Source organism: Pantoea sp. NGS-ED-1003, from assembly GCF_000738765.1.
Classification (GTDB): domain Bacteria; phylum Pseudomonadota; class Gammaproteobacteria; order Enterobacterales; family Enterobacteriaceae; genus Pantoea; species Pantoea septica.
Genome location: NZ_JPQA01000001.1, coordinates 551,426 through 572,445 on the forward strand (window position 1 = coordinate 551,426; position 21,020 = coordinate 572,445).

The following is a 21,020-nucleotide window of genomic DNA, read 5'->3' on the forward strand; positions in this document are numbered from 1 at the left end:
TGTTCTGTCGCTTTGCGGCTTACTGAGCAGCCTGCGGATCGGTATCGTACTCTTTACAGCTCTGGAAACCGTAGTTCATAACGCGACCGGTGTCGCTGTAGCTCACGAAGTAGGTCTGCGGTTTGCCGTCACGCTCGCCCAGCACATAGGTCTGACAGGTGCCGCGTGCGTGAACCATAGTGATTTCAGTAGAAGCCGGGCCCGCAATCTGGCGAACCTGATCGCGCGTCATGCCTTTTTTCACATCCTTAACCACGGGCTTGCTCACGTAGCTCTCAGCACGATCGTAAGCCGTACAACCAGACAGTGCGACCAGCGTCAGCGCCGCAGCGATACATCCCATTGCTTTATTCATCGAGTTGTTCCTCATTGTATTGTCCATGTAAGCTTAAGCCTGGAACAGAAATGCAGATTAATCAACTTTATGGCGCATTTTTAAGTTCAGTCTGAACTGTCAGGCTAGCGTAAAAAAGCTGTCCTTAATGGGATCGCCCCGTATAATCCGGCGCGAGAATAAGCACTCTCAAAACTACTTTTTGGAGGCAGGATGAACCCACAGCGTGAGGCGCGCGACGCGCGGCATCGCACGCGCCAGGATGAGATCATCGCGGCGGCGCGGCGCTGTTTTCGTCAGTCAGGCTTCCACGGCGCCAGCATGGCGCAGCTTGCCAGCGCCGCCCGCCTCAGCGTCGGGCAGATCTATCGCTACTTTCCCAGTAAAGACGCGCTGATCGAAGAGATGGTGAAACGCATCGTCGACGGCCGCGTGGCGGCGATGAGCGCGCAGAGCGACGCCAGCCATATCGCCGATATGATCGCCCGCCGCGAAACCCTACACGACGAGGATGAGATGCTGATGCTGGAGGTTGCTGCCGAGGCGAGCCGCAATCCGCGCGTCAGCGATATCCTGCAGGCCGCCGAGACGCGTCTTTTTCACAACGCCTGTGAAAAAATGCGCGCGGACTATCCGCACCTTACCGAGCCGCAGCGCGCCGCCTGCGTTGAAGTGCTGGCGGTGCTGATAGAAGGCACCGCTTTTCGCCGCCTGACGACGCAGAAAGCGTCAGCGGATCTGCTTCATACCCTCTACAAACAGATGATCCACAACTTAGTTAACCCCTCAGAGGACAAATGACACCTGCACGCAATAACCGACTGGTCTATGCCGTCACGCTGGGCCTGCTGGCGGCGCTCGGCCCGCTCTGCATCGATCTCTACCTGCCTGCGCTGCCTGAACTGGCGCGCGATCTGCAAACCTCGACCGCCACGGCGCAGCTCAGCCTTACCGCCGGCCTGCTCGGCCTCGGCGCCGGGCAGCTGCTGTTCGGGCCGATGAGCGATAAGTTCGGTCGGCTGCGTCCGCTGACGCTTTCGCTGGCGCTGCTGTTTATCGCCTCGATCGGCTGCGCGCTGGCGCAGGATATCCACCAGCTGCTGCTGGCGCGCCTGTTCGAAGGGCTGGCGGGCGCGGGCGGCGCGGTGCTGTCGCGGGCGGTGGCGCGCGATATGTACAGCGGCCATGAGCTGACGCGCTTCTTCGCGCTGCTGATGCTGGTGAACGGGCTGGCGCCGATCGGCGCGCCGGTGCTGGGCGGCGTGCTGATGACGCTGCTTAACTGGCGCGGCATCTTCGTGGTGCTGGGCGTGACGGCGCTGCTGCTGATCCTGCTGGCGCGCTGGAAGCTGCACGAAACCCTGCCGCCCGAGCGCCGCAGCCAGGGCTCGGTCTTCTCCGCCTGGGCAGCGCTGGGCCAGGTGGTGGTTCATCGTCCCTTTATGGGCTTCTGCCTGACGCAGGCCTTTATGATGTCGGGCATGTTCGCCTATATCGGCGCCTCGCCCTTCGTGCTGCAGCAGATTTACGGCCTGTCGCCGCAGGCGTTCAGCTTCTGCTTCGCCGCGAACGGCATCGGGCTGGTGATCGCCTCGCAGACCAGCGCGCGCCTCTGCCCGCTCTGGGGCGAATATCGCGTGCTGAAGGGCGGCCTGACGATGGCCTTTGCTGCCTCCAGCCTGCTGCTGCTGGCGGGCCTCCTCGCCGCACCGCTGCCGCTGGTGCTGGTGGCGCTCTTTTTCACCATCGCGAGCAACGGGGTGATCGCCACCACCGCCTCGTCGCTGGCGATGCAGAGCCAGGGCCATCGCGCCGGCAGCGCATCGGCGGTCATCGGCGTCTGCATGTTCTCATTCGGCGCGATCTCGGTGCCCATCACCGGGCTGGGCGGCACTTCGCTCGTCAGCATGACCGGCACCATCTTCGGCTGCTTTATGCTGGCGATCCTGATGTTTATTTTCCTGGCGCAGAAACCGGCGCCGCGCGAATAAACTGCCTGATCTGGCAACAGTTAACCGGAAACAACTGGCGCTTTGGCTTGTTGTTTTCGCCGATGCGCGTTAGCTTTAATAAATGGTTCGCACGGGCCAACAGGCCACTGTCTTGAGGAGAGATTCATGTCACTGCAGCAGGAAATCATTACAGCACTCGGCGTTAACCCGGTTATCGACCCGCAACAGGAAATTCGCCGCAGCGTCGATTTCCTCAAAAGCTACCTGAAGCGCAATCCGTTTCTGAAGACCCTGGTGCTCGGCATCAGCGGCGGCCAGGACTCGACGCTGGCGGGCAAATTGTCACAGCTGGCGATTAGCGAACTGCGCGAAGAGAGCGGCGACAGCGCCTACGCCTTTATCGCGGTGCGCCTGCCCTACGGCGTCCAGGCGGATGAGCAGGACTGTCAGGACGCGCTGGCGTTTATCCAGCCCGATCGCTCGCTGGTGGTCAATATCAAAGAGTCGGTGCTGGCCAGCGAACGCGCGCTGAGAGAAGCGGGCGTTGAACTTTCCGATTTCGTGCGCGGCAATGAAAAAGCGCGCGAACGCATGAAGGCGCAGTACAGCATCGCCGGCATGACCAAAGGTCTGGTGGTGGGCACCGACCACGCGGCGGAAGCGATTACCGGCTTCTTCACCAAATATGGCGACGGCGGCACCGACATCAATCCGCTGTTTCGCCTCAACAAACGTCAGGGCAAGCTGCTGCTGAAAACCCTGGGCTGTCCGGAACACCTCTACCTGAAACGCCCTACGGCGGATCTGGAAGACGATCGTCCTGGCCTGGAGGATGAAGTGGCGCTCGGCGTGACCTACGAGATGATTGACGACTACCTGGAAGGCAAAAGCGTCGCGCCGGAAACGGCGAAGATCATCGAAAACTGGTATGTGAAGACCGAGCACAAGCGTCGTCCGCCGATTACGGTGTTCGACGACTTCTGGAAATAATGCCCCCTTTTCCCCTGCTGCCCGGCAGGGGAAATTTTATCCCGCCTCAATGTTCACCGATTAACCCGCTGGCGAAAGCCTGAGCAGCCTGATATGCTGTATGAATACACAGTTACAGGAGTCTGTCTTGGTTCGACGTGCCGCCACGCACCGCCTCGAGTTCGACGCGGCTGCCATCTACGAATATCCCGAACACCTGCGCGAATGGCTGGAAGGTTTGCCCAATCAGCCCGGCGTCTATACCTTTCACGGCGACAGCGAGACGCTGCCGCTCTATATCGGGAAAAGCATCAATCTGCGCTCGCGCGTGATGTCGCACTTCCGCACGCCGGAAGAGGCGCGCATGCTGCGCCAGGCGCGCCGCGTCAGCTGGATCCCTACCGCGGGCGATCTCGGCGCGCTGCTGCTGGAAGCGCAGATGATCAAGACGCAGCAGCCGCTGTTCAACAAGCGCCTGCGCAAAAATCGCCAGCTCTGCTCGATTCAGATCGCCGAGGGCAAGCCTGAGGTGGTCTACGCGCGCGACGTCGATTTTTCCCACTCCCCCAACCTCTTCGGCCTTTATCGTAGCCGCCACAAGGCGCTGGAGACGCTGAAGTATCTCGCCGACGAACATCAGCTCTGCCACGGGCTGCTGGGGCTGGAAAAGCTGAGCGCCAACCGAGCCTGTTTTCGCGCCGCGCTGCGCCGCTGCGCCGGCGCCTGCTGCGGCCGTGAAACGCTGGACGATCATCAGGCGCGGCTGCTGGAAGCGCTGGAGAGCGTGCGGGTGATCTGCTGGCCGTGGCAGGGCCCGGTCGCGCTGATCGAGGAGGGAAAACTGATGACGCAGATCCACGTGATCGACCACTGGTTCTATCTGGGATCGGTCAGCGATATGGAAGAGGCGCGTCGGCTGAAGCGCGCGCCGAGCGGCTTCGACCATGACGGCTATAAAATTTTGTGTCGACCGCTGCTTTCCGGTCATTACCCCATCGAACCGCTATAAAAAAACCGCCGACGCTGCCCAGACATTCTGCTTGTCTGGACAACATCGGCGGTCTTACTGCCTTACCTCAGCCGGTTATTCAGCGGCTGGCGGCGCCATTTTCTCGTCGTGCGGGCCTTTCTCGGTCAGACGCTTTTCAAAGTTAGCGTTGTACTGCTTCTTCTGCTCCGGCGTCAGCACGTTATAGAGCTTGTTCTGCGTTTCCATCATCGCCACCGCGCGCTCTTTCGCATCGGCGGTCATTTTCTCTGCCTGCGCTTCCGCTTTCGTGCGGTCAAAGGTGTCAGAGGCGATAATCGCGTGACCGGCGCGGCGCTCTTCCAGCGACGGACGTTTAAAATCTTTATGGCTCTCTTTCATGATGTCGCGAATCTGGGTCTTCTGCGCATCGGTCAGGTTCAAACCTTTGAACATCATCATGCCGTGGTGCATCGGCGGCTTATGCATCGCTTTTTCGCTACCGGCCGGCGGCGGCGTCAGGTTGTCGGCCGCTGCATGGACCGCGCTTGCCGCACCGAATGCCAGGGTAGAAGCGAGAATCAGAGAAGTCAGTTTACGCATAATAGTTGTCCTTATCATTCAGTTAATGACGACAGCAGCCTGTCGCGTCTTCGAGAACAAGATTACGCTGCTGAATGTCAATCTCTCAGAGAGTGAGTAAAGCCGTGAAAGCATAAAAGACAAAAATCGGGCAATCATGAAGAGAATAAGAAGAATCAGGTGAGGAATTGCAAAAGAATATGAATTCAAAGCGGATTTGGCAGGAATTATGGAGGAGTGTAAGGGTTCCGGCAGCAAAGCGGAAGGAAAATTCTCCGCCTCGCTGCCGGACAGGATGTCAGCCCGGCTGCGCCTCGACGGGCGCGTCCTCCTCTACCAGCATCAGACCGGCGCGCAGCCCCAGCGCGACGGCGGGATTGGGAAACAGCACATATTCGCGCGCCTGCTGCACGACGTAGCGCGTGGCGCCATCCTCAGCCAGCAGCGCGCCCTGCGGGAAGGCGGTAAAATTGCGCGTCTCCGCATCCATATGCAGACGGAACTGCTCGCTGAGGCGGGTAATCTGCTGCGCCACCCGATAGCGGCGCGGTTTCTCTCGCGCCTCCGGCAGCGGTTCGCCGCTCAGCAATGCCGCCAGCGCCTGCTGCGCGGCAGCAAACTGCGTCAGGTCGTTGGCACCGAACGGCAGAGCCTTGCCCAGCTCCAGCGTGCAGCTGGCGGCGCGGAAGTTTGCGCAGCTGAAATGGGTAAAGGTGCCGCCCGACGCCGTGTGAAAGACCAGCGCCTCCAGCCCTGCCGCCGTCAGCCAGTGGATAAACGGTGCCGGCCAGGGATGCGGATTGAGCGGCAGCACGCCGAAGCGGGTATGCCAGGAGCCGCGAATGGCGGTGTGCAGATCGAGATGCCAGCGCGGCTGCTCCGCTTTGCCGCCCTCCAGCCAGAAGGCCTCCGTCGCCTGCTCCAGACGCAGCGCGCGCCGCGCCTCGTCGCAGTCGTCGATCTGCTGCCAGCGGCCGCCGAACAGGCGATTCACGTCATGGCGCAGGTAGCGCTTGCCGGCGCGCAGCGCCGCAGGATTGCCGAGGATCGCCAGCACGCGATGACGTAACGGCATCTCGCCGCGCAGCAGCGCGCTGATAAGCGCATTCATCATCTCTACCGGCGCGGTCTCATTGCCATGAATGCCGGCCGACAGCACCAGCGCCTGCTGCGGCTCGTCGAGCGGGTCGAGCTGAAGAATGCCGTGGTCGATCCATCGCCAGCGCAGCCAGGGCGTTTCGCCGCACAGCTGATGTGGCGCCTCGCCTGACAGCGTCTGCTGAAGAAAATCGTGCATTAAACCTCCTTTCTGCGATATCAGCGCCGTTCCCGCTACTGCTGAAACGCGTAAACGTTGCCCAGGTCCAGCAGCCGGGTCAGCTCGTCCAGCGCCTCGCGGCCCTCGGTTAACAGCTGAGGGTCTGCCAGATCCGCCTGCGTCAGGCGATCGCGGTAGTGGCGATCTACCCAGTCGTTAAGCGTGACGAACAGGCGATCGTTCATCATCACCGCCGGATTCAGCGCCTGCCGCTCCTGCGGCGTCAGCACCACGCGCAGCCGCAGACAGGCGGGACCGCCGCCGTTTTGCATGCTTTCGCGCAGGTCAAAGCTCGCCAGTTCGCGCACCGGGCCGCCCTGCTCCACCAGCTCGCTCAGATAGCCCCAGACGCCGGGATGCTGGCGCGACTCTTCAGGCAGCACCAGCAGCATCGCGCCATCGTCGCGGCTCAGCAGCTGACTATTGAAGAGATAAGTGCTGACCGCGTCCGCCACCGAGATGCGGCTTTCGGGCACCTCGATGGCGGTAAAGCCGGGTACGCGACGCTGCAGCGTCGCCAGCAGCGCAGGCTGATCGACGAACGCCCGCTGATGGAGGAAGAGCGCTTCGCGGTTGCTGACCGCAATAACGTCGTTATGAAACACCCCCTGGTCGATGACCTGCGGGTTCTGCTGGGCAAAGATCGTGTGGCGCTCGTCAAGCTGATGCAGCCTGGCCACCGCCTGGCTCGCCTGCAGCGTCTGGCGCGCGGGATAGCGTCCCGGCGCGATGCCGCCGTTGTCGTCGCGTCCGTAAACAAAGAGCTGCAGGCTGCGTTCGCCATACTCGGCACCGAGGCGGTTATGGTTCGCGGCCCCTTCGTCGCCGAACAGCGCCACCTGCGGCAGCGCGTCGTGCACGTCGAAATGCTGCGGATCGCGGAAGATGGCGCGCAGCAGCCGGGCGGTCTGCGGCGCCTCCATAGCGCGATGGAATTTGTTGTTCAGGTTGGCGACGGTGAAATGCACGCGCCCGTCGGCGCTGTCGGCCGAAGGCGACACCGTCGCCGCGTTGGCCACCCACATCGCCGAGGCGGAGCTGACCGCCGACAGCAGCCCGGGCGACGCTTTCGCCGCCTGCGCCAGCACCTGTTCGTCGCTGCCGCGGAAGCCGAGCTGACGCAGCAGCGGCAGGTTCGGCCGCTCGTGCGGCGGAATCACTCCCTGCACAAAGCCTTTGTCCGCCAGCGCCTTCATCTTCAGCAGCCCCTGCTTCGCCGCGAGGCGCGGGTTCGACGGTTGATGCTGGTGGCGCGTCGAGGCCTCGTTGCCGAACGACAGCCCGGCATAGTGGTGCGTCAGGCCGACCAGCCCGTCGAAGTTCGCTTCTGTGGTTTTCATGCCTGCTCCTCGTGCGCGGAGAAATCGAGCCCTGGCGAAAGCGCGGCGGGCAGCGTCAGGTCGGGCGTCTCCAGCGACGCCATCGGCCAGGCGCAGTAGTCCGCCGCATACCAGGCGCTGGCGCGATGGTTGCCGGACGCGCCGATGCCGCCAAACGGCGCGCTGCTCGCCGCGCCGGTGAGCGGCTTGTTCCAGTTCACGATCCCGGCGCGCGCCTCCAGCAGCAGCTGGTCGAACTGCGCGCGCGACGGCGAGATTAAACCGCACGACAGGCCGTAGCGCGTCTCGTTGGCGAGGCGAATCGCCTCATCGAAGCTGTCGTAGCGAATGACGTTAAGCAGCGGGCCGAACACCTCTTCGTCCGGCAGGCCGCTGACCTGGGTGACGTCGATGATGCCGGGAGTCAGCAGCGCGTTGCTGCGCTGCGGCCAGCGCATCTCCAGCAGCGGCGTGCCGCCGAGCGCGACGCGCTGCTGCCAGGCCTGATAGATCTTTTCCGCCGCCTCGACGGAGATGGCGCTGCCCATAAAGGGCTGCGGCTCGGCGTTCCAGGCGCCGGGCTGCAGCCGCGCGCTGACCTCCAGCAGCCGCTGCAGGAAGGCGTCGCCCGCCGCGCCGCGCTTCACCAGCAGACGGCGCGCGCAGGTGCAGCGCTGCCCGGCGGTAATGAACGCGGACTGAATAGCGATATGCACCGCCGCGTCGATATCCGCCGGATCCTCGACGATCAGCGCATTGTTGCCGCCCATCTCCAGCGCCAGCATTTTCTCCGGCTGGCCGGCGAACTGGCGGTGCAGCTGATAGCCGGTTCCCGCGCTGCCGGTAAAAAGCACGCCGTCGATCTGCGTCTCCGCCGCCAGCGCCTGTCCGGTGGCGCGCGCGCCCTGCAGCAGCGCCAGCACGCCGCGCGGCAGCCCCGCTTCCAGCCAGAGGCGCACGGTTTTCTCCGCCGTGAGGGGCGTCAGCTCGCTCGGCTTGAACAGTACGCAGTTGCCCGCCAGCAGCGCCGGCACGATATGGCCGTTAGGCAGATGGCCGGGAAAGTTGTAGGGGCCGAATACCGCCAGCACGCCGTGCGGGCGATGGCGCAGCGAGCTTTCGCCCTCGTGCTGTTCGCCGGTGCGCGTATGGAAAGCCTTCACAGAGATAGCGATCTTATTGATCATCGCCTGCACTTCGGTCAGCGCCTCCCAGCGCGGCTTGCCGGTTTCGGCGGCGATGGTTTCCGCCAGCTCGGTTTTGTGGCTCTCCAGCAGCGCGGCGAAACGCTCGGCCAGCGCCTGACGCTCGGCGAAAGGTCGGCGCGCCCAGCCTGGAAACGCCTCGCGGGCGGCCGCCGCAGCCTGCGCGATCTGCTCCGCCGTGGCGGCCTCGCCCTGCCACAGCGTCTCGCCGAACACCGGATCGATTTTACGCAGGGTATCGCCGCGGCCCGGCTGCCATTCGCCGTTAATCATGTGCGTCATGCTTTTTTCTCCTCGCCGCCCAGCGTCACCACGCGCAGGCTATCGCCTGGCTCAACGTGCAACGCCCTGAGCTGATTCTCATTAAGTACCACGTCGTGCTGCTCGATGCGCGCTGGCAGCAGCGCGACGCGGAAACGGTGATAGTCCAGATTCGCCACCAGACAGAGCGGCGCATGTTCGTCCGGCTCGCCGAGCGCGGCGCTGCGCACATGGCTTTTGCGGATGGCGCGAATGTCGTCGATTTCGCACTCCAGCGTCGGCCCACCGTCGAAGATGTCGATATAGTTGCGATAGCGGAATCCTTCCGCCTCCAGCACCGCGCGCGCGGGCGCGGTCTTCTCATGCACCTGACCGATCACCGCCCGCGCCTCTGGCGACAGGTAGTCGATATAGAGCGGATGCTTTGGCATCAGCTCGGCGATAAAGGCCTTCTGGCCGGTGCCGCTGAGGAAGTCGGCCTTGCGAAACTCCATCGAGAAAAAACGGCTGCCGACGCTCTCCCAGAAAGGCGAATGCCCCGCGTCGTCGCTGACGCCGCGCATCTCCGCCACCACGCGATCCATAAACTGATGGCGAAAGTTGGCCATAAAGAGAAAGCGCGACTTCGAGAGCAGATAGCCGTTTTTGCCGTCGCGGTAGTCGGGGTCGAGAAACAGCGTGCAGAGTTCGCTGCTGCCGGTATGGTCGTTACTCAGCGACAGCGTCGGCAGCGCCGCATAGACGTTCAGCTCTTTTGAGGCGTGTACCTGGGTGCCGACGCGAAAGTTGTACCAGGGCTCCTGCAGTCCGACCGCCACCTCAATGGCGCAGATGCCCACGGCGCGATTATCTTCGCTGTCGGCCAGCACGAAGACATAGCCCTGTTCGGCGCGCGGCAGCGCGCCCTGCCAAGTTTGCAGCGAACGCTCGATGCGCGCCTGCAAAGTGGGGCTGTCGACCGGCAGCGAGGTCAGTCCGCCACCGGTTTTGCCGGCCAGCGTCAGGAGCTGCGGCAGATCGTCATGTTCAACAGGACGAATCACCATCATGATGTCGATCCTCGCGCCAGGTGTTCACAGGCCACGGCAAAGCGCGCCATGCCGGTTTTGACTTCCTCTTCGCTGATATTCAGCGCCGGCGCGAAGCGCACCACGTTAGCGCCGGCGATTAGCACCATCACGCCCTGCTCAGCGGCCGCCAGGTTAAACTGCTTCGCTTTACCGGCATAGTCCTCGTTCAGCACCGCGCCGATCAGCAGGCCCAGGCCGCGTACCTCTTTGAACAGATGCAGCCGCTGGTTAATCTCCTCCAGCGCCTCGACGATCCACTGATGGCGTTCAGTGACGCCCGCCATGGTCGCAGGCTGGTTGATCAACTCCAGCACCTTGCCCGCCACCGCGCCCGCCAGCGGATTGCCGCCGTAGGTGGTGCCGTGGGTGCCGACATTCATCACCTGCGCCAGATCTTCGCGGGTCAACATCGCGCCGATAGGGAAACCGCCGCCCAGCGCCTTGGCGGTGGTGAGCACGTCCGGCGTCACGCCGTAGTGCATATAGGCGTAGAGCGAACCGGTGCGACCCACGCCGCTCTGCACTTCGTCAAAAATCAGCAGCGCCTGGTGCCGATCGCACAGCGCGCGCAGGCCGCGCAAAAAGGCGGGATCGGCAGGCAGTACGCCGCCTTCGCCCTGAATCGGTTCGACGATCACCGCGCAGGTGTTGTCGTCGATCAGCTGCGCCGCCGCTTCCAGATCGTTAAATGGCGTATGGCGGATATCGGGCGGCAGCGGCGCGAAATCTTTTGAGTAGGCGGGCTGACCGCCAGCGGAAACGGTAAACAGGGTGCGGCCGTGAAAGGCGTTATTAAAGGCGACGATGCCGCTTTTATGCGCGCCAAAGCGATCGTGCGCCGTTTTACGCGCTAGCTTCAGCGCCGCCTCGTTGGCTTCGGCGCCGGAGTTGCAGAAGAAGACGCGGTCGGCGAAGGTGGCGTCGATCAGCTGCTTCGCCAGCCGCAGGATCGGCTCGTTGGTGTAACCGTTGCCGGTATGCCACAGGCGCGACGCCTGTTCGGTCAGCGCCTGCTGCAGCGCCGGGTGCGCATGACCCAGTGCGTTAACCGCAATGCCGCCGGCAAAGTCGATATACTCTTTGCCGTTCTGATCCCAGAGGGTCGAGCCCGATGCGCGTACCGGTACAAAGTTCGCTGGCGCATAGACCGGCACCATCCATTGATCGAAATCGTGACGCGAAACCTGCAGTGACATAACTGTTTCTCCTGCCTTCCCGCCCGGCGCACCGGTGAGTAAAGCGAATGTTTTAAATTTGTGAAATTCGGGTGAACACAGCCCTACTGTAAAGTGCAGCTTGCGTGCCAGCAAAGCGAATAAATGCATAAAAGAGGGAGTACAACGAAATATCAATAACTTAGAATCACGTGATATTCACTTTTAATGCATATATAGTGAATAATTTCGTGAGCACCGCGCCTGCGCCGCATATTCCGCAGCAGATTTATGCAGTTGCCGGAGTAAATATTGCTTTTGTGATCGCTCCTGACTTTTATGTTCAAATTCAGGCAAAAAACGCACTTTATAAGTGCAGCGCGCTCTGTTTCAGGGCAGATCGATCGCATAAAAGCGGGAATCAGGTTTAATGCCAAAGGAAATAAGTCTGGTCAGGCTGAGGCCATACTCCCGTGTGGAAAAACGCCAGACGGTTTATTAACCAGGTTTCAGTAAATAAATAGCAGGGGTTAAAACAATTATTACTGACGTTATTATCAATGCAGCAATAAGAATTAATGATGGTCACTTAATTTGTAAGCAAGCTAATTATTAGAGCATTACTCTTAGTCTGGCATTTGAACTTTTCCGGTAAAGCTTGATTTTCATTTGGGATTAGCTAGCCGTTCACAAAGGTGCATACGCATAAAGAAACCTCACTAAACACCGAATAAATTCATTATAAAATCAATATCTTGTGATTAAATTCTTTCATTAACCCTTTTACAGACGATAATTGCCGCTGCGCCGAAGAGAACAAAAAACAAACAGCACAAACAGTAAAATCGCTTTTGAAATATTTAGTTACACTTATTGCACTAGGTCAACTTATCCTTTTGTGTCATTTTTCTTTCACCCCAGATAGCGGGGAATAATAACTAACAAAGACAGGGTAAATATAAATGATGAAGCGCGCGTTAGCGGCGGCAGTGGTGTCGTCTCTTGTTGGAATATCTGCCGGCCAGGCAGCGGAGATTTATAATAAAGATGGCAACAAACTCGACTTAGTGGGAAAAATTAACGTCTCGCACCTGTTTTCCAACGACAGCAGCAACGATGGCGATACCTCTTCCTATACGCGCCTCGGCTTTAAGGGCGAAACCAAGATTACCGACCAGCTGACCGGCTATGGCTTCTGGCAGTATCAGTACAGCCTGCGCAACTCGGAAGGCAGCGACGCGCAGAACGGCAACCGCACCCGTCTCGGCTATGCCGGACTGAAGTTCGGCGACGCCGGTTCGCTCGACTATGGCCGCAACTACGGGCTGGTCTACGACGCGTTCGCCTATACCGATATGCTGCCCTTCTTCGGCGGCGATTCCGGCTACACCGACGCCTTCCTGGCGGGACGCTCCACCGGCCTGCTCACCTGGCGCAACAAAGATTTCTTCGGCCTGATTAAAGGGCTGAGCCTGGCCGCGCAGTATGAAGGCAAAAACGATCGCGCCGGCAACACCGACGGCGTGCGCCGCTCCAACGGCGACGGCTACGCCCTTTCCGCCAGCTACGCCTTCGATTTCGGCCTGAGCTTTACCGGCGCCTACGCCAGCCTCGATCGCACCGAAGCGCAGAACGCGGCGGCGCGCGGCGACGGCGACAGAGCGCAGAACTGGGCGACGGCGGTGAAATATGATGCGAATCAGATCTATCTGGCGGCGATGTATGGCGAAACCCTGAACGCCACGCCGATCAGCGGCGGCTTCGCCAACAAAGCGCAGAACTTCGAGGCGGTGGCGCAGTATCAGTTCCTGAACGGCCTGCGCCCGTCGATAGGCTACGTCTCATCTAAGGGCAAAGAGATTGAGAATATCGGCGACGCCGACATCTTCAAATATGTTGCAGTGGGCACCACCTACTACTTCAACAAAAACATGTCGACCTACGTGGAGTACAAGATCAACCTGCTGGACGACAACAACCCGCTGGGCCTGAAGACCGACGATATCACTGCCGTCGGCCTGATCTACCAGTTCTGATAAGGTTTTACCCTCACTCTGCGCCCGGTCCGTGTCAACCGGGCGCGCAGGGCCGCGCAAGCGGCCTTTTTTTGCTCCCCGCAGAGGCGCGCCGCCAGGGTCAGGTCAGACGGTAGTAGGCGTCGGGGCGCAGCGGCGTCGGCAGCGTCTCCTCTTCCCCCGCCATTTCCCGCAGGCTGATCTCGATATTGGCGCAGATCGCATCCATCGGCAGATGGTTGTTTTGATAGCCGAATGGCATCTCCAGCTCTTCCGCCAGCGTATCGAGCGACAAAAAGGTGTAGGAGATAAACATCGACACCAGCGGCGTCATGTAGTGCAGATCGGGCGCCAGCGCGAACGGCAGCAGCGTGCAGAAGAGATAGACGGTGCGGTGCAGCAGCAGGCCGTAGGCGAACGGCACCGGCATGCTTGCCAGCCGTTCGCAGCCGCCGAGCACCGCCGCCAGCTGATTCAGGCTCTCGTCGATATTGCTCCACACCAGATCGCTGATTTTGCCCTGGCGACGCTGATCCGCCAGCCAGTGCGAGAGCTGAAGGTGCAGCATATTGGTCGGCGAGCGGCGCGACAGCACCCAGTCGGCATCTTCTCCGAGCAGCCTCTGCAGATCGGCGCGCGCGTCGCTGCGCCGCAGCTGGTGCTTCAGGCTGTAGCAGAACGCCAGCAGCAGCGCCTGAATGCGCGGCGCCTCTTCAGGAAAGAGCGCCAGCACCTGACGCTGTAGCGTGCGACAGGCGATGAGCAGCGCGCCAAAAAAATGGCGCGCCTCGCTGAAGCGCGCGAAACAGACGCTGTTGCGAAAGCCGAGAAACACCGCAATGGAGACGCCGAGCAGGCTAAAAGGCGCCAGCGTCAGCTTTATGCCGAGCGTCTCGTACCAGTTGAGCAGCCAGAGCGCGAGCAGCGACATCAGCAGGTTGAGAAACAGGCGAAATGAGATAACAGGCAGCACAGAGCCGTGCCAGGCGAACAAACGAACGAACCAGTGGCGATGGGGACGAACGATCATGATCTGCAGGTGACAAGGGATTTTGCGGCGATTCTGCGACTTTCCCGTCCGCCTGACCAGCTATTAATTGTGACAATTGTCACAATTTACTCTCCTTAAGCAGCTCGCTGCATCACGCTTTCCTCAACAGCGCCTCAGGGCGCCATAATATCGAAGCGATCGGACGCCGCACCGGCATCGACCTGCATCGGCGGCTGCACCTTCAGGGTGATCCAGTTCGAGGTGACGCGCTGCTGCTTATCATCCTCCAGCGTTACCGACAGCCGGTACTCGTTGCTGGCGCCTGGCGAGTCGTCCCAGGCGGGCACGATCAGGCTCCAGCCCTGCGGCTGGCTGTTATTCGCGGGCGGCGTCAGGCTCAGCGCCTGGGTATCGCCCTGCCAGCTCACCGCCTTGATCGGGTTGCTGTGGCGGATCTGCAGCTTCAGCGGCAGGCTTTCGCCCGGTGTCAGCTGCCACGGCGGCGTGGCGAGAAACACCGACAGAGTTTTGCGCTGGCGAAAATCGAGCACCGGCGTATCGGAACGGGTGACGCGGTCATAGCGGCTGCCGCGCAGCGAACGCGCCTCGGCGACGTTGCTCGCCTCCAGCTGCTTGCTCAGCGCTACGCCGAAGCGATAGTTAAGCTTTAACCCCAGCTGATCCTGCGTCTCGCCCGCGCTGCTGGTCTTGTGGCTGGCCGACAGCGTCACCAGCGGCACTGGCGTATAGGAGAGGCCGAGCGACAGCGCGGAGGGGTTGTGATAGCGGTTGCCGCTGTGAAAGAGATCGACGTTATCGCCGAGATACTGCTCCCAGCTCAGCGACACGCCGAGCTGACGATAGAACGGCAGATAGCTCTGGGTGGTGATATCGTAGCCGCGCGCCATGCGCTGCTGCTCGGTGTCGCCGCTGTTCTTCCAGCTGCCCACCGGGTGATAATAGTTGGCGGAGAAGCGCAGATTTTCGTTCCAGGCTTCAGTACCGAGCGAGGCGCGCTGCTGGCCGATATCGAAGCTGCGATCGAGAAAGGCGTTATAGCCGAGTAGCCAGTTCGGCGTCACCCAGCGCTGACCCAAACCGACATTGCCCACCAGCCCGTCGCTGGTGTCGCGCACCCCCACCTGACTAAAGGTGAGATGGCTGCGCTCGTCCGCCAGCGCGGTGAAGAGATCGCCGCCGGTGCCGGTAAAGCTGCCCTGCATATTCACCATTAGATCGAGCTGAGCATTGCCGTAGGGCGACAGCAGCGACTGCCCTTCACTCTCAACGCGATTCGCCACCTCGTCGCGAAAGTGGTTGAAAGCCCAGACGCCCGCCTGCTGGCCAAAACTGGTGCTGTTGTCGCCGTTCAGGCTCGCTTCGCCGATGTCTTTGGCGATAGCGGCGAGCCGCTTATTCCACTCGTCGTCACTCTGCGCGTTGCCCAGCGACGGCAGCGCCGCCAGCTGCTGGTTAAAGCGTGCCGGATCCTCGAAAGGCGTCTCCGCCACCGAGGCGGTGCCGGTGAAAGCCTGCGCCGCAGGCACAGCGGAAAGGATCGCCGCGACAAGGGGCGAAGAGGCAAAAAAAGAGTGGGCAAAGCGGTGAAAAAACATAGCGTCTTATCGGATTTTTCGGCTGATTAACGAGACCTGTCTCACAAAATGGCTTGAATTTACTTTAACACATCGTGATGAATTTGCAGAGAATGGCGGGAAAATGCGGAAAAATCAGGGGAAAAGCTGGATAAACTCAGATTTATCCAGCCTGAAGAGGGCGTCAGGAGAAGATGAGTCCGCCGTCGACGTTGATGGTCTGGCCGGTAATATAGCGCGCGTCGTCAGAAGCGAGAAACGCCACCAGCCCGGCGACATCCTCCGGCTGGCCGGCGCGCTTCAGCGGAATATTCTCGACCCACTCCGCCATCAGCTCGCCCTTGCCATATTTTTTCTCATCGGTGCTGAGGATTTCGCCCCAGACGCGGTCGTTGTAGTCCCACATCTCGCTCTCGATAATGCCGGGACAGAAGGCGTTTACGGTGATATGCCAGGGCGCCAGCTCCAGCGCCAGGCTCTGGGTAATGCCGATCACCCCCATCTTGCTCGCCGCGTAGTGCGGCGTGTAGATAAACCCCTGGCGCCCCTGGCCCGAAGAGGTGTTGATCAGGCTGCCGCCGTTCTGCTTCACCATATACTTCGCCGCCTCGCGACAGCAGAGCCAGACGCCGGTGGTATTTACCGCCAGCACCTTGTCGAAATCCGCTTTCGGCATGCCGTCGAAGCGATCGATGGTGATCACCCCCGCGTTCTGAATCGATACGTCGATGCGCCCGAAGCGATCGAACGCCTGCTGATAGAGCTGCTGGACCGCGGCTTCGTCGGTGACGTCCGCCTGCAGCGCCAGAATATCGCTGCCGTACTTCTCCTTTAGCGCTTCGGCGGTGGCGAACACCCGCTCGGCGTTGGAGACCATCACCAGGCTGGCACCGTCGCGCGCGAAGCGCGCCGCGATGCCGGCCCCGATGCCGCGACAGGCGCCGGTAATAACTACGGTTTGTCCTTGAAAATTACGCGTCATGTTGCCCTCCGCTTATCCATGACTGACTTCAGATACCGATGTCGACTGCTGCTTTTTTTCATGGCGACGCAGCAGCACCACTTTGCTTTGCAACCGTTGCTGGAACTGATCGATCACTACGGCGGTAACAATCACCAGCCCCTTGATCACCATCTGCCAGAAGTCGCTGACGCCCATCATCACCATGCCGTCGGCGAGGAAGACGATCACGAAGGCGCCGATAATCGAGCCGGAGACGCGGCCGCGGCCGCCCGCCAGCGCCGTGCCGCCCAGCACCGTGGCGCCAATGGCGTCCATCTCGAACATATTGCCGGTCATCGGATGGGCGGTTTGCAGCTGCGACGCCACCACCAGCCCCACCAGCCCGGCACAGAGGCCAGAGAAGGCGTAGACGAAAATCTTCACCTTCACGATCGGCACGCCCGCCAGCCGCGCGGCTGATTCGTTGCCGCCGGTGGCGTAGATATAGCGCCCCAGCGGCGTTTTGCGCGTCAGATAGAGCCCGAGCAGCAGAAAGCCCACCATCAGCCAGATCGGCAGATAGATGCCGAGCAGCGTGCCGGAGCCGAGAAAGGCGAAGCCGGTATTGCCAAGCGCCGGCAGGCCGACCAGGTTGGCGTAGGTGCTGCCGTCGTTGAACAGCAGCGCCGCGCCGCGCGCCACATACATCATGCCCAGGGTGCAGATAAAGGGCGCGACGCCGAGCCGGGTGATCACCGCGCCGTTCACCAGCCCGATAACCACGCCGAACAGCGCCACCGCGAGGATCACCTCCGGCACGTTAAGGAACAGGGTATTGCCGTTCCACAGCGGCACGCCGCTGGTGAGCAGCGCGCCCGCCACCATGCCGCAGATGCCCGCCACCGCGCCCACCGAGAGATCGATGCCGCCGGTGAGGATCACCAGCGTCATGCCGATCGCCAGCAGCCCGGTAATGGCGACGTGCTGAGTCATAATCAGCAGGTTCGACGGAGTGAGAAAGTTCGGCACCATGACGCTGAAAAAGCCGATGACGATCAGCAGCGCGATAAAGGTGCGCGCTTTCAGCAGGTACATATAGAGCAGGTATTTTTGGTTCATCATCTCTCCTGCGGGCGATCGACGTCGCCCGTCATGCCTGGTAAACCGGCGGCTTAGTCATGCGGCGTCGAGGCCGTAATCAGTTTTTCGCGCGTAACCTCAGCGCGGGGTAAATCGGCGGTGATACGGCCGTCAGCCATCACCAGCACGCGGTCCGCCAGCGCCATCACCTCATCCAGTTCGGAAGAGGAGAACATCACCGCCAGTCCCTGCTGCGCCAGCGTGCCGATCAGGTGATAGACGTCGGTTTTCGCGCCGACGTCGATGCCGCGCGTCGGCTCGTCCAGCAGCACCACCTGCGGCCCGGTCATCAGCGCCTTGCCCAATACCACCTTTTGCTGATTGCCGCCGCTCAGCGAGGTAATCGGCAGCTCGGGATCGCTGACCTTGATCGCCAGATGCTGGATCATCTCGTCGACGCGCCGCTTCTCTTTGGCCGGATGCAGCAGGCGCAGCGCGCGGCGAAAGCCGCGCAGGCTGAGGTCGGTCAGCGTCATGTTGGCGGTGATCGACATCAGCTGCACCACGCCTTCGCCCTGGCGATCCTCCGGCACCAGCGTAATGCCGCGCTTCAGCCGCTGCTGAAAGCTGCACCGCTCCAGCGCGCTGCCCGCCAGCTGCACCTTGCCCGACTGGCAGTGCATCAGGCCGATCAGCCCTTTGAACAGCTCGGTGCGCCCGGCGCCCAGCAGGCCGTAAATGCCGATCACTTCTCCTTTGCGCAGCGAGAAGCTGACGTCGTTGAGCCGGTAGCCGCCGTTCTGATGCAGCGCGGTCAGACCGTCCACCTCCAGCACCGTTTCGCCCTGCGCCGCCGCCTGATAGTCGAAGTGCTTTTTCTTGTCGCCGACCATCTGTTCGATAATCCAGGGCACGCTGGCGTCGCGCACCTCGCGCTCGCTGATAAAGCGGCCGTCGCGGAAGATGGTGATGTGGTCGCCGATCTCCATCAGCTCCTCCAGCCGGTGCGAGATATAGATGATGGTGACGCCGCGCCGCTTCAGCTGCTCGATAACGTTGAACAGCACCTTTACCTCCGACTGGCTGAGCGCGCTGGTCGGCTCGTCCATAATCAGCACGCGCGTATCTTTCGACAGCGCCCGCGCGATCTCCACCAGCTGCTGATGGCCGATGCCCAGCTCGCCCAGCGGCGCGTAGGGATCGACATCCAGCTCCAGCCGCTCCAGCAGCGACTTCGCCAGCGCATACTGATACTTCTCGTTGATCACGCCGCGCTGGAAGAATTCGTTGGCGATAAAGATGTTGTCCATCACGTTCATGTTGGGAAACAGGTTCAGTTCCTGAAAGATAATGCTGATGCCCTGTTTTTCCGCCTGGTGCGTCGAGGAGAGCGATACCGGCTCGCCGTCGAGCAGGATTTCGCCGCTGGAAGGGGTCTCTACCCCGGCCAGCATCTTCATCATGGTGGATTTGCCCGCGCCGTTTTCGCCGATCAGCACGTTGACCTTGTTGCGATAGACGCGGTAGTTGACCTGATCGAGCGCGGTGACGCCGGGATAGATGCGCGACAGGCCGCGCGTCTCGATAATCACCTCGCCATCAGCTTGTGGATGCTGCATAACCGCTCCTTACTGCCGCGCGATGGCGACAGGCGTCACGTTCGGGATCTGCTGCGGCACATCCCAGCTGCTGAATACACCCGTCAGCTGCACCTTGTCGCCCACTTTCGGCTTGAAGGCGGTCATCATGCTGGAGGCCTGCTGATTGATGGCGCGGCCGTAGTCGCCGAACAGCACCTGATCGTTAAAGTCCTGATAGCTCGCCCCCTTATAGGCGTCGCGCAGCGCGGTGCCGGGAATAATCGGTCCGGTCTGCACCGTGATGCTGGCGCCAGAGGCGTCTTTGACCGTCATGCGGCCGCTGCGCGACGTGGTATTAACCGCCGTCACTTCGCCGCTGACGCTGACGCTAAACACGCAGGGGTTTTCCGCCTGGCTGCGATAGCCCAGCGTGCTGCAGGCGGTGTCGAAATCTTTCGCTGCCTGCAGCGCCTTCAACAGTTCGGCCGCGGGTTTCGCGTCACGCTGCACCTGCGGCACCAGCTGTTCGCGCCAGGTCTGGGCGATATTCGCCATCTTCGGGTTCGGCGGATTTTTCAGATCTGCCAGCTCCTGCTGCGACACAATGCGGCAACCGCTGAGCACAATCATCGGAAGCAGAAGCCAGAGTCGTCTGTCCATGGGGTTCTCCTGACGCCCGTCCAGGACGGGCGCCGCTGCAAGGGGGTTACGACTTAAAGTTGAAGTCCTGCACGCCGCTGGCGTTATCCGGCGTAATCAGGATGCCGCGGAACATCACGCGCTGCTTCGCTGGCTTGACCCCCTTTTGAATAAAGTTATCCAGATCGGTGACGCCCTGCGCGGCGATCGCCTGCGCCTGCAGCATCACCGTCGCTTTCAGCGTGCCCGCCTTCACCGCGTCGCGCTCGTCGTTGCTGCCGTCGATCCCCACCACGGTGACGTCGTTGCGGCCCGCCGCCTTCAGGGCAGCGATCGCGCCCAGCGCCACGGGTCCGTTGCCGCAGATCACCCCTTTCACATCGGGATGCGCCTGCAGAATGCTGTCCATGATGCGCTTGCCGTCGATCAGGGTGCCTTTCGCATCCTGGCGCGCCACGCTCTGCATATCGGGATACTGGTCCAGCACCTGATGGAAGGATTTCGAACGCGTCACGCAGTTGTTGTCCGCCAGGTTGCAGGTCAGCTCGGCATATTTGCCCTTCTCGCCCATCTTCTCGACGAACACGGTGGCGACGTCGGAACCGGCCTGGAAGTTGTTATGGGTGATCTGCTCCAGCGCCACGTCGTCGACCGGGATCTCTCGGTTGATCAGCACCACCGGAATACCGGCCTCTTTGGCCTTTTTGATCGCCGCGACGCTGGCGGTGGAGTCGGCGTTGTCGAGAATAATGCCCTGCACTTTTTTGCCGATGGCGGCGTCGATCAGCTCGCTCTGCTTCTTCACGTCTTCGCCGTGCGACAGCACCGAGGTTTTGTAGCCCAGCTCTTGCGCCTTGAGGTTGGCGCCCTTGGCTTCCGAGGCGTAATAGGGGTTATCCAGCGAGTTGACGAGGATCATGATGGTGCCTTTCTCCGCCGCGAAGCCGGCGCTGGAGAAGAGGCTGGCGGCGATCGCGGTGCACAGCAGGGAGCGGATTTTCATGGCGATATTCTCTCTTCTATTTGTAGGGGGTAAGGCTTTGGGG

Annotated in this window: 19 protein-coding genes; 5 read left to right on the forward strand and 14 right to left on the reverse strand. The window is 61.3% G+C overall.

Annotated features, from left to right (window positions below; translation table 11 throughout):
* Positions 1 to 19: 19 nt before the first annotated feature.
* Positions 20 to 355 (reverse strand): osmotically-inducible lipoprotein OsmE, encoded by a 336-nt coding sequence (gene osmE, locus JS46_RS02545; RefSeq protein ID WP_033747557.1) that lies wholly within the window; start codon positions 353 to 355, stop codon positions 20 to 22.
* 192 nt (positions 356 to 547) lie between these two features.
* Between osmE and JS46_RS02550 the strand changes: the two genes are divergently transcribed.
* From JS46_RS02550 to cho, 4 genes are all read left to right on the forward strand, one after another.
* Complete coding sequence (locus JS46_RS02550) at positions 548 to 1,135, forward strand: TetR/AcrR family transcriptional regulator (RefSeq protein WP_033747560.1); 588 nt, start codon at positions 548 to 550, stop codon at positions 1,133 to 1,135.
* Positions 1,132 to 2,325: a multidrug effflux MFS transporter gene (locus tag JS46_RS02555; protein WP_033747562.1), complete on the forward strand. Its 1,194-nt coding sequence runs from the start codon at positions 1,132 to 1,134 to the stop codon at positions 2,323 to 2,325. Before JS46_RS02550 ends, JS46_RS02555 begins: the two co-directional genes overlap by 4 nt.
* A 126-nt stretch (positions 2,326 to 2,451) precedes the next feature.
* A complete protein-coding gene (gene nadE / locus JS46_RS02560) occupies positions 2,452 to 3,276 on the forward strand; it encodes an ammonia-dependent NAD(+) synthetase (RefSeq protein ID WP_033747567.1) in 825 nt (274 codons plus the stop codon).
* 127 nt (positions 3,277 to 3,403) lie between these two features.
* Entirely contained in the window at positions 3,404 to 4,264 is an 861-nt protein-coding gene (gene cho / locus JS46_RS02565) for an excinuclease Cho (protein ID WP_033747571.1), read from the forward strand.
* A 75-nt stretch (positions 4,265 to 4,339) separates the two neighbouring features.
* Here the strand turns inward: cho and spy are convergent, their stop codons facing one another.
* From spy to JS46_RS02595, 6 genes are all read right to left on the reverse strand, one after another.
* A complete protein-coding gene (gene spy, locus JS46_RS02570) occupies positions 4,340 to 4,825 on the reverse strand; it encodes an ATP-independent periplasmic protein-refolding chaperone Spy (protein WP_033747574.1) in 486 nt (161 codons plus the stop codon).
* Positions 4,826 to 5,102: 277 nt separating this feature from the next.
* Positions 5,103 to 6,101, reverse strand: coding sequence for a succinylglutamate desuccinylase (gene astE, locus JS46_RS02575; protein ID WP_033747576.1), 999 nt, complete (start codon positions 6,099 to 6,101; stop codon positions 5,103 to 5,105).
* A gap of 35 nt (positions 6,102 to 6,136) precedes the next feature.
* A complete protein-coding gene (gene astB, locus JS46_RS02580) occupies positions 6,137 to 7,462 on the reverse strand; it encodes an N-succinylarginine dihydrolase (RefSeq protein ID WP_033747579.1) in 1,326 nt (441 codons plus the stop codon).
* On the reverse strand, positions 7,459 to 8,928 hold the full coding sequence (gene astD, locus JS46_RS02585; RefSeq protein WP_033747581.1) for a succinylglutamate-semialdehyde dehydrogenase: 1,470 nt from the start codon (positions 8,926 to 8,928) through the stop codon (positions 7,459 to 7,461). The genes astB and astD overlap by 4 nt, the downstream gene beginning before the upstream one ends.
* Positions 8,925 to 9,956 (reverse strand): arginine N-succinyltransferase, encoded by a 1,032-nt coding sequence (gene astA / locus JS46_RS02590; protein WP_033747584.1) that lies wholly within the window; start codon positions 9,954 to 9,956, stop codon positions 8,925 to 8,927. Before astA ends, astD begins: the two co-directional genes overlap by 4 nt.
* Entirely contained in the window at positions 9,953 to 11,173 is a 1,221-nt protein-coding gene (locus JS46_RS02595) for an aspartate aminotransferase family protein (protein ID WP_033747586.1), read from the reverse strand. The genes astA and JS46_RS02595 overlap by 4 nt, the downstream gene beginning before the upstream one ends.
* 920 nt (positions 11,174 to 12,093) lie before the next feature.
* Here JS46_RS02595 and JS46_RS02605 point away from each other — a divergent pair.
* A complete protein-coding gene (locus tag JS46_RS02605) occupies positions 12,094 to 13,167 on the forward strand; it encodes a porin (RefSeq protein ID WP_033747592.1) in 1,074 nt (357 codons plus the stop codon).
* A gap of 100 nt (positions 13,168 to 13,267) precedes the next feature.
* On the opposite strand, the gene JS46_RS02610 is transcribed toward JS46_RS02605, so the two are convergent.
* The 7 genes from JS46_RS02610 to JS46_RS02640 form a co-directional block, all read right to left on the reverse strand.
* Positions 13,268 to 14,176, reverse strand: coding sequence for a bestrophin family protein (locus JS46_RS02610; protein WP_033747594.1), 909 nt, complete (start codon positions 14,174 to 14,176; stop codon positions 13,268 to 13,270).
* Positions 14,177 to 14,310: 134 nt separating this feature from the next.
* Complete coding sequence (locus JS46_RS02615; protein WP_033747596.1) at positions 14,311 to 15,753, reverse strand: YchO/YchP family invasin; 1,443 nt, start codon at positions 15,751 to 15,753, stop codon at positions 14,311 to 14,313.
* A 163-nt stretch (positions 15,754 to 15,916) separates the two neighbouring features.
* The gene (locus JS46_RS02620; RefSeq protein ID WP_033747597.1) at positions 15,917 to 16,714 is read right to left on the reverse strand and encodes a glucose 1-dehydrogenase; all 798 of its coding nucleotides are present in this window, start codon (positions 16,712 to 16,714) and stop codon (positions 15,917 to 15,919) included.
* 12 nt (positions 16,715 to 16,726) lie between these two features.
* Complete coding sequence (locus JS46_RS02625) at positions 16,727 to 17,794, reverse strand: ABC transporter permease (RefSeq protein ID WP_033747598.1); 1,068 nt, start codon at positions 17,792 to 17,794, stop codon at positions 16,727 to 16,729.
* Between the two features lie 53 nt (positions 17,795 to 17,847).
* Positions 17,848 to 19,374: a sugar ABC transporter ATP-binding protein gene (locus JS46_RS02630; protein WP_033747601.1), complete on the reverse strand. Its 1,527-nt coding sequence runs from the start codon at positions 19,372 to 19,374 to the stop codon at positions 17,848 to 17,850.
* A 9-nt stretch (positions 19,375 to 19,383) separates the two neighbouring features.
* Positions 19,384 to 19,995, reverse strand: a complete 612-nt coding sequence (locus tag JS46_RS02635; RefSeq protein WP_033747604.1) for a DUF2291 family protein — start codon at positions 19,993 to 19,995, stop codon at positions 19,384 to 19,386.
* 46 nt (positions 19,996 to 20,041) lie between these two features.
* A complete protein-coding gene (locus tag JS46_RS02640) occupies positions 20,042 to 20,977 on the reverse strand; it encodes a D-ribose ABC transporter substrate-binding protein (RefSeq protein ID WP_033747606.1) in 936 nt (311 codons plus the stop codon).
* Between the last annotated feature and the right edge of the window lie 43 nt (positions 20,978 to 21,020).

Coding starts and splice junctions, on each gene's coding strand:
- JS46_RS02595 (WP_033747586.1), bottom strand. CDS start 11,173: ATGTCACTGCAGGTTTCGCGTCACGATTTCGATCAATGGATGGTGCCG.
- astB (WP_033747579.1), bottom strand. CDS start 7,462: ATGAAAACCACAGAAGCGAACTTCGACGGGCTGGTCGGCCTGACGCAC.
- osmE (WP_033747557.1), bottom strand. CDS start 355: ATGAATAAAGCAATGGGATGTATCGCTGCGGCGCTGACGCTGGTCGCA.
- JS46_RS02550 (WP_033747560.1), top strand. CDS start 548: ATGAACCCACAGCGTGAGGCGCGCGACGCGCGGCATCGCACGCGCCAG.
- JS46_RS02615 (WP_033747596.1), bottom strand. CDS start 15,753: ATGTTTTTTCACCGCTTTGCCCACTCTTTTTTTGCCTCTTCGCCCCTT.
- JS46_RS02555 (WP_033747562.1), top strand. CDS start 1,132: ATGACACCTGCACGCAATAACCGACTGGTCTATGCCGTCACGCTGGGC.
- JS46_RS02640 (WP_033747606.1), bottom strand. CDS start 20,977: ATGAAAATCCGCTCCCTGCTGTGCACCGCGATCGCCGCCAGCCTCTTC.
- astE (WP_033747576.1), bottom strand. CDS start 6,101: ATGCACGATTTTCTTCAGCAGACGCTGTCAGGCGAGGCGCCACATCAG.
- JS46_RS02630 (WP_033747601.1), bottom strand. CDS start 19,374: ATGCAGCATCCACAAGCTGATGGCGAGGTGATTATCGAGACGCGCGGC.
- JS46_RS02610 (WP_033747594.1), bottom strand. CDS start 14,176: ATGATCGTTCGTCCCCATCGCCACTGGTTCGTTCGTTTGTTCGCCTGG.
- spy (WP_033747574.1), bottom strand. CDS start 4,825: ATGCGTAAACTGACTTCTCTGATTCTCGCTTCTACCCTGGCATTCGGT.
- nadE (WP_033747567.1), top strand. CDS start 2,452: ATGTCACTGCAGCAGGAAATCATTACAGCACTCGGCGTTAACCCGGTT.
- JS46_RS02605 (WP_033747592.1), top strand. CDS start 12,094: ATGATGAAGCGCGCGTTAGCGGCGGCAGTGGTGTCGTCTCTTGTTGGA.
- JS46_RS02635 (WP_033747604.1), bottom strand. CDS start 19,995: ATGGACAGACGACTCTGGCTTCTGCTTCCGATGATTGTGCTCAGCGGT.
- astD (WP_033747581.1), bottom strand. CDS start 8,928: ATGACGCACATGATTAACGGCGAATGGCAGCCGGGCCGCGGCGATACC.
- JS46_RS02625 (WP_033747598.1), bottom strand. CDS start 17,794: ATGAACCAAAAATACCTGCTCTATATGTACCTGCTGAAAGCGCGCACC.
- astA (WP_033747584.1), bottom strand. CDS start 9,956: ATGATGGTGATTCGTCCTGTTGAACATGACGATCTGCCGCAGCTCCTG.
- JS46_RS02620 (WP_033747597.1), bottom strand. CDS start 16,714: ATGACGCGTAATTTTCAAGGACAAACCGTAGTTATTACCGGCGCCTGT.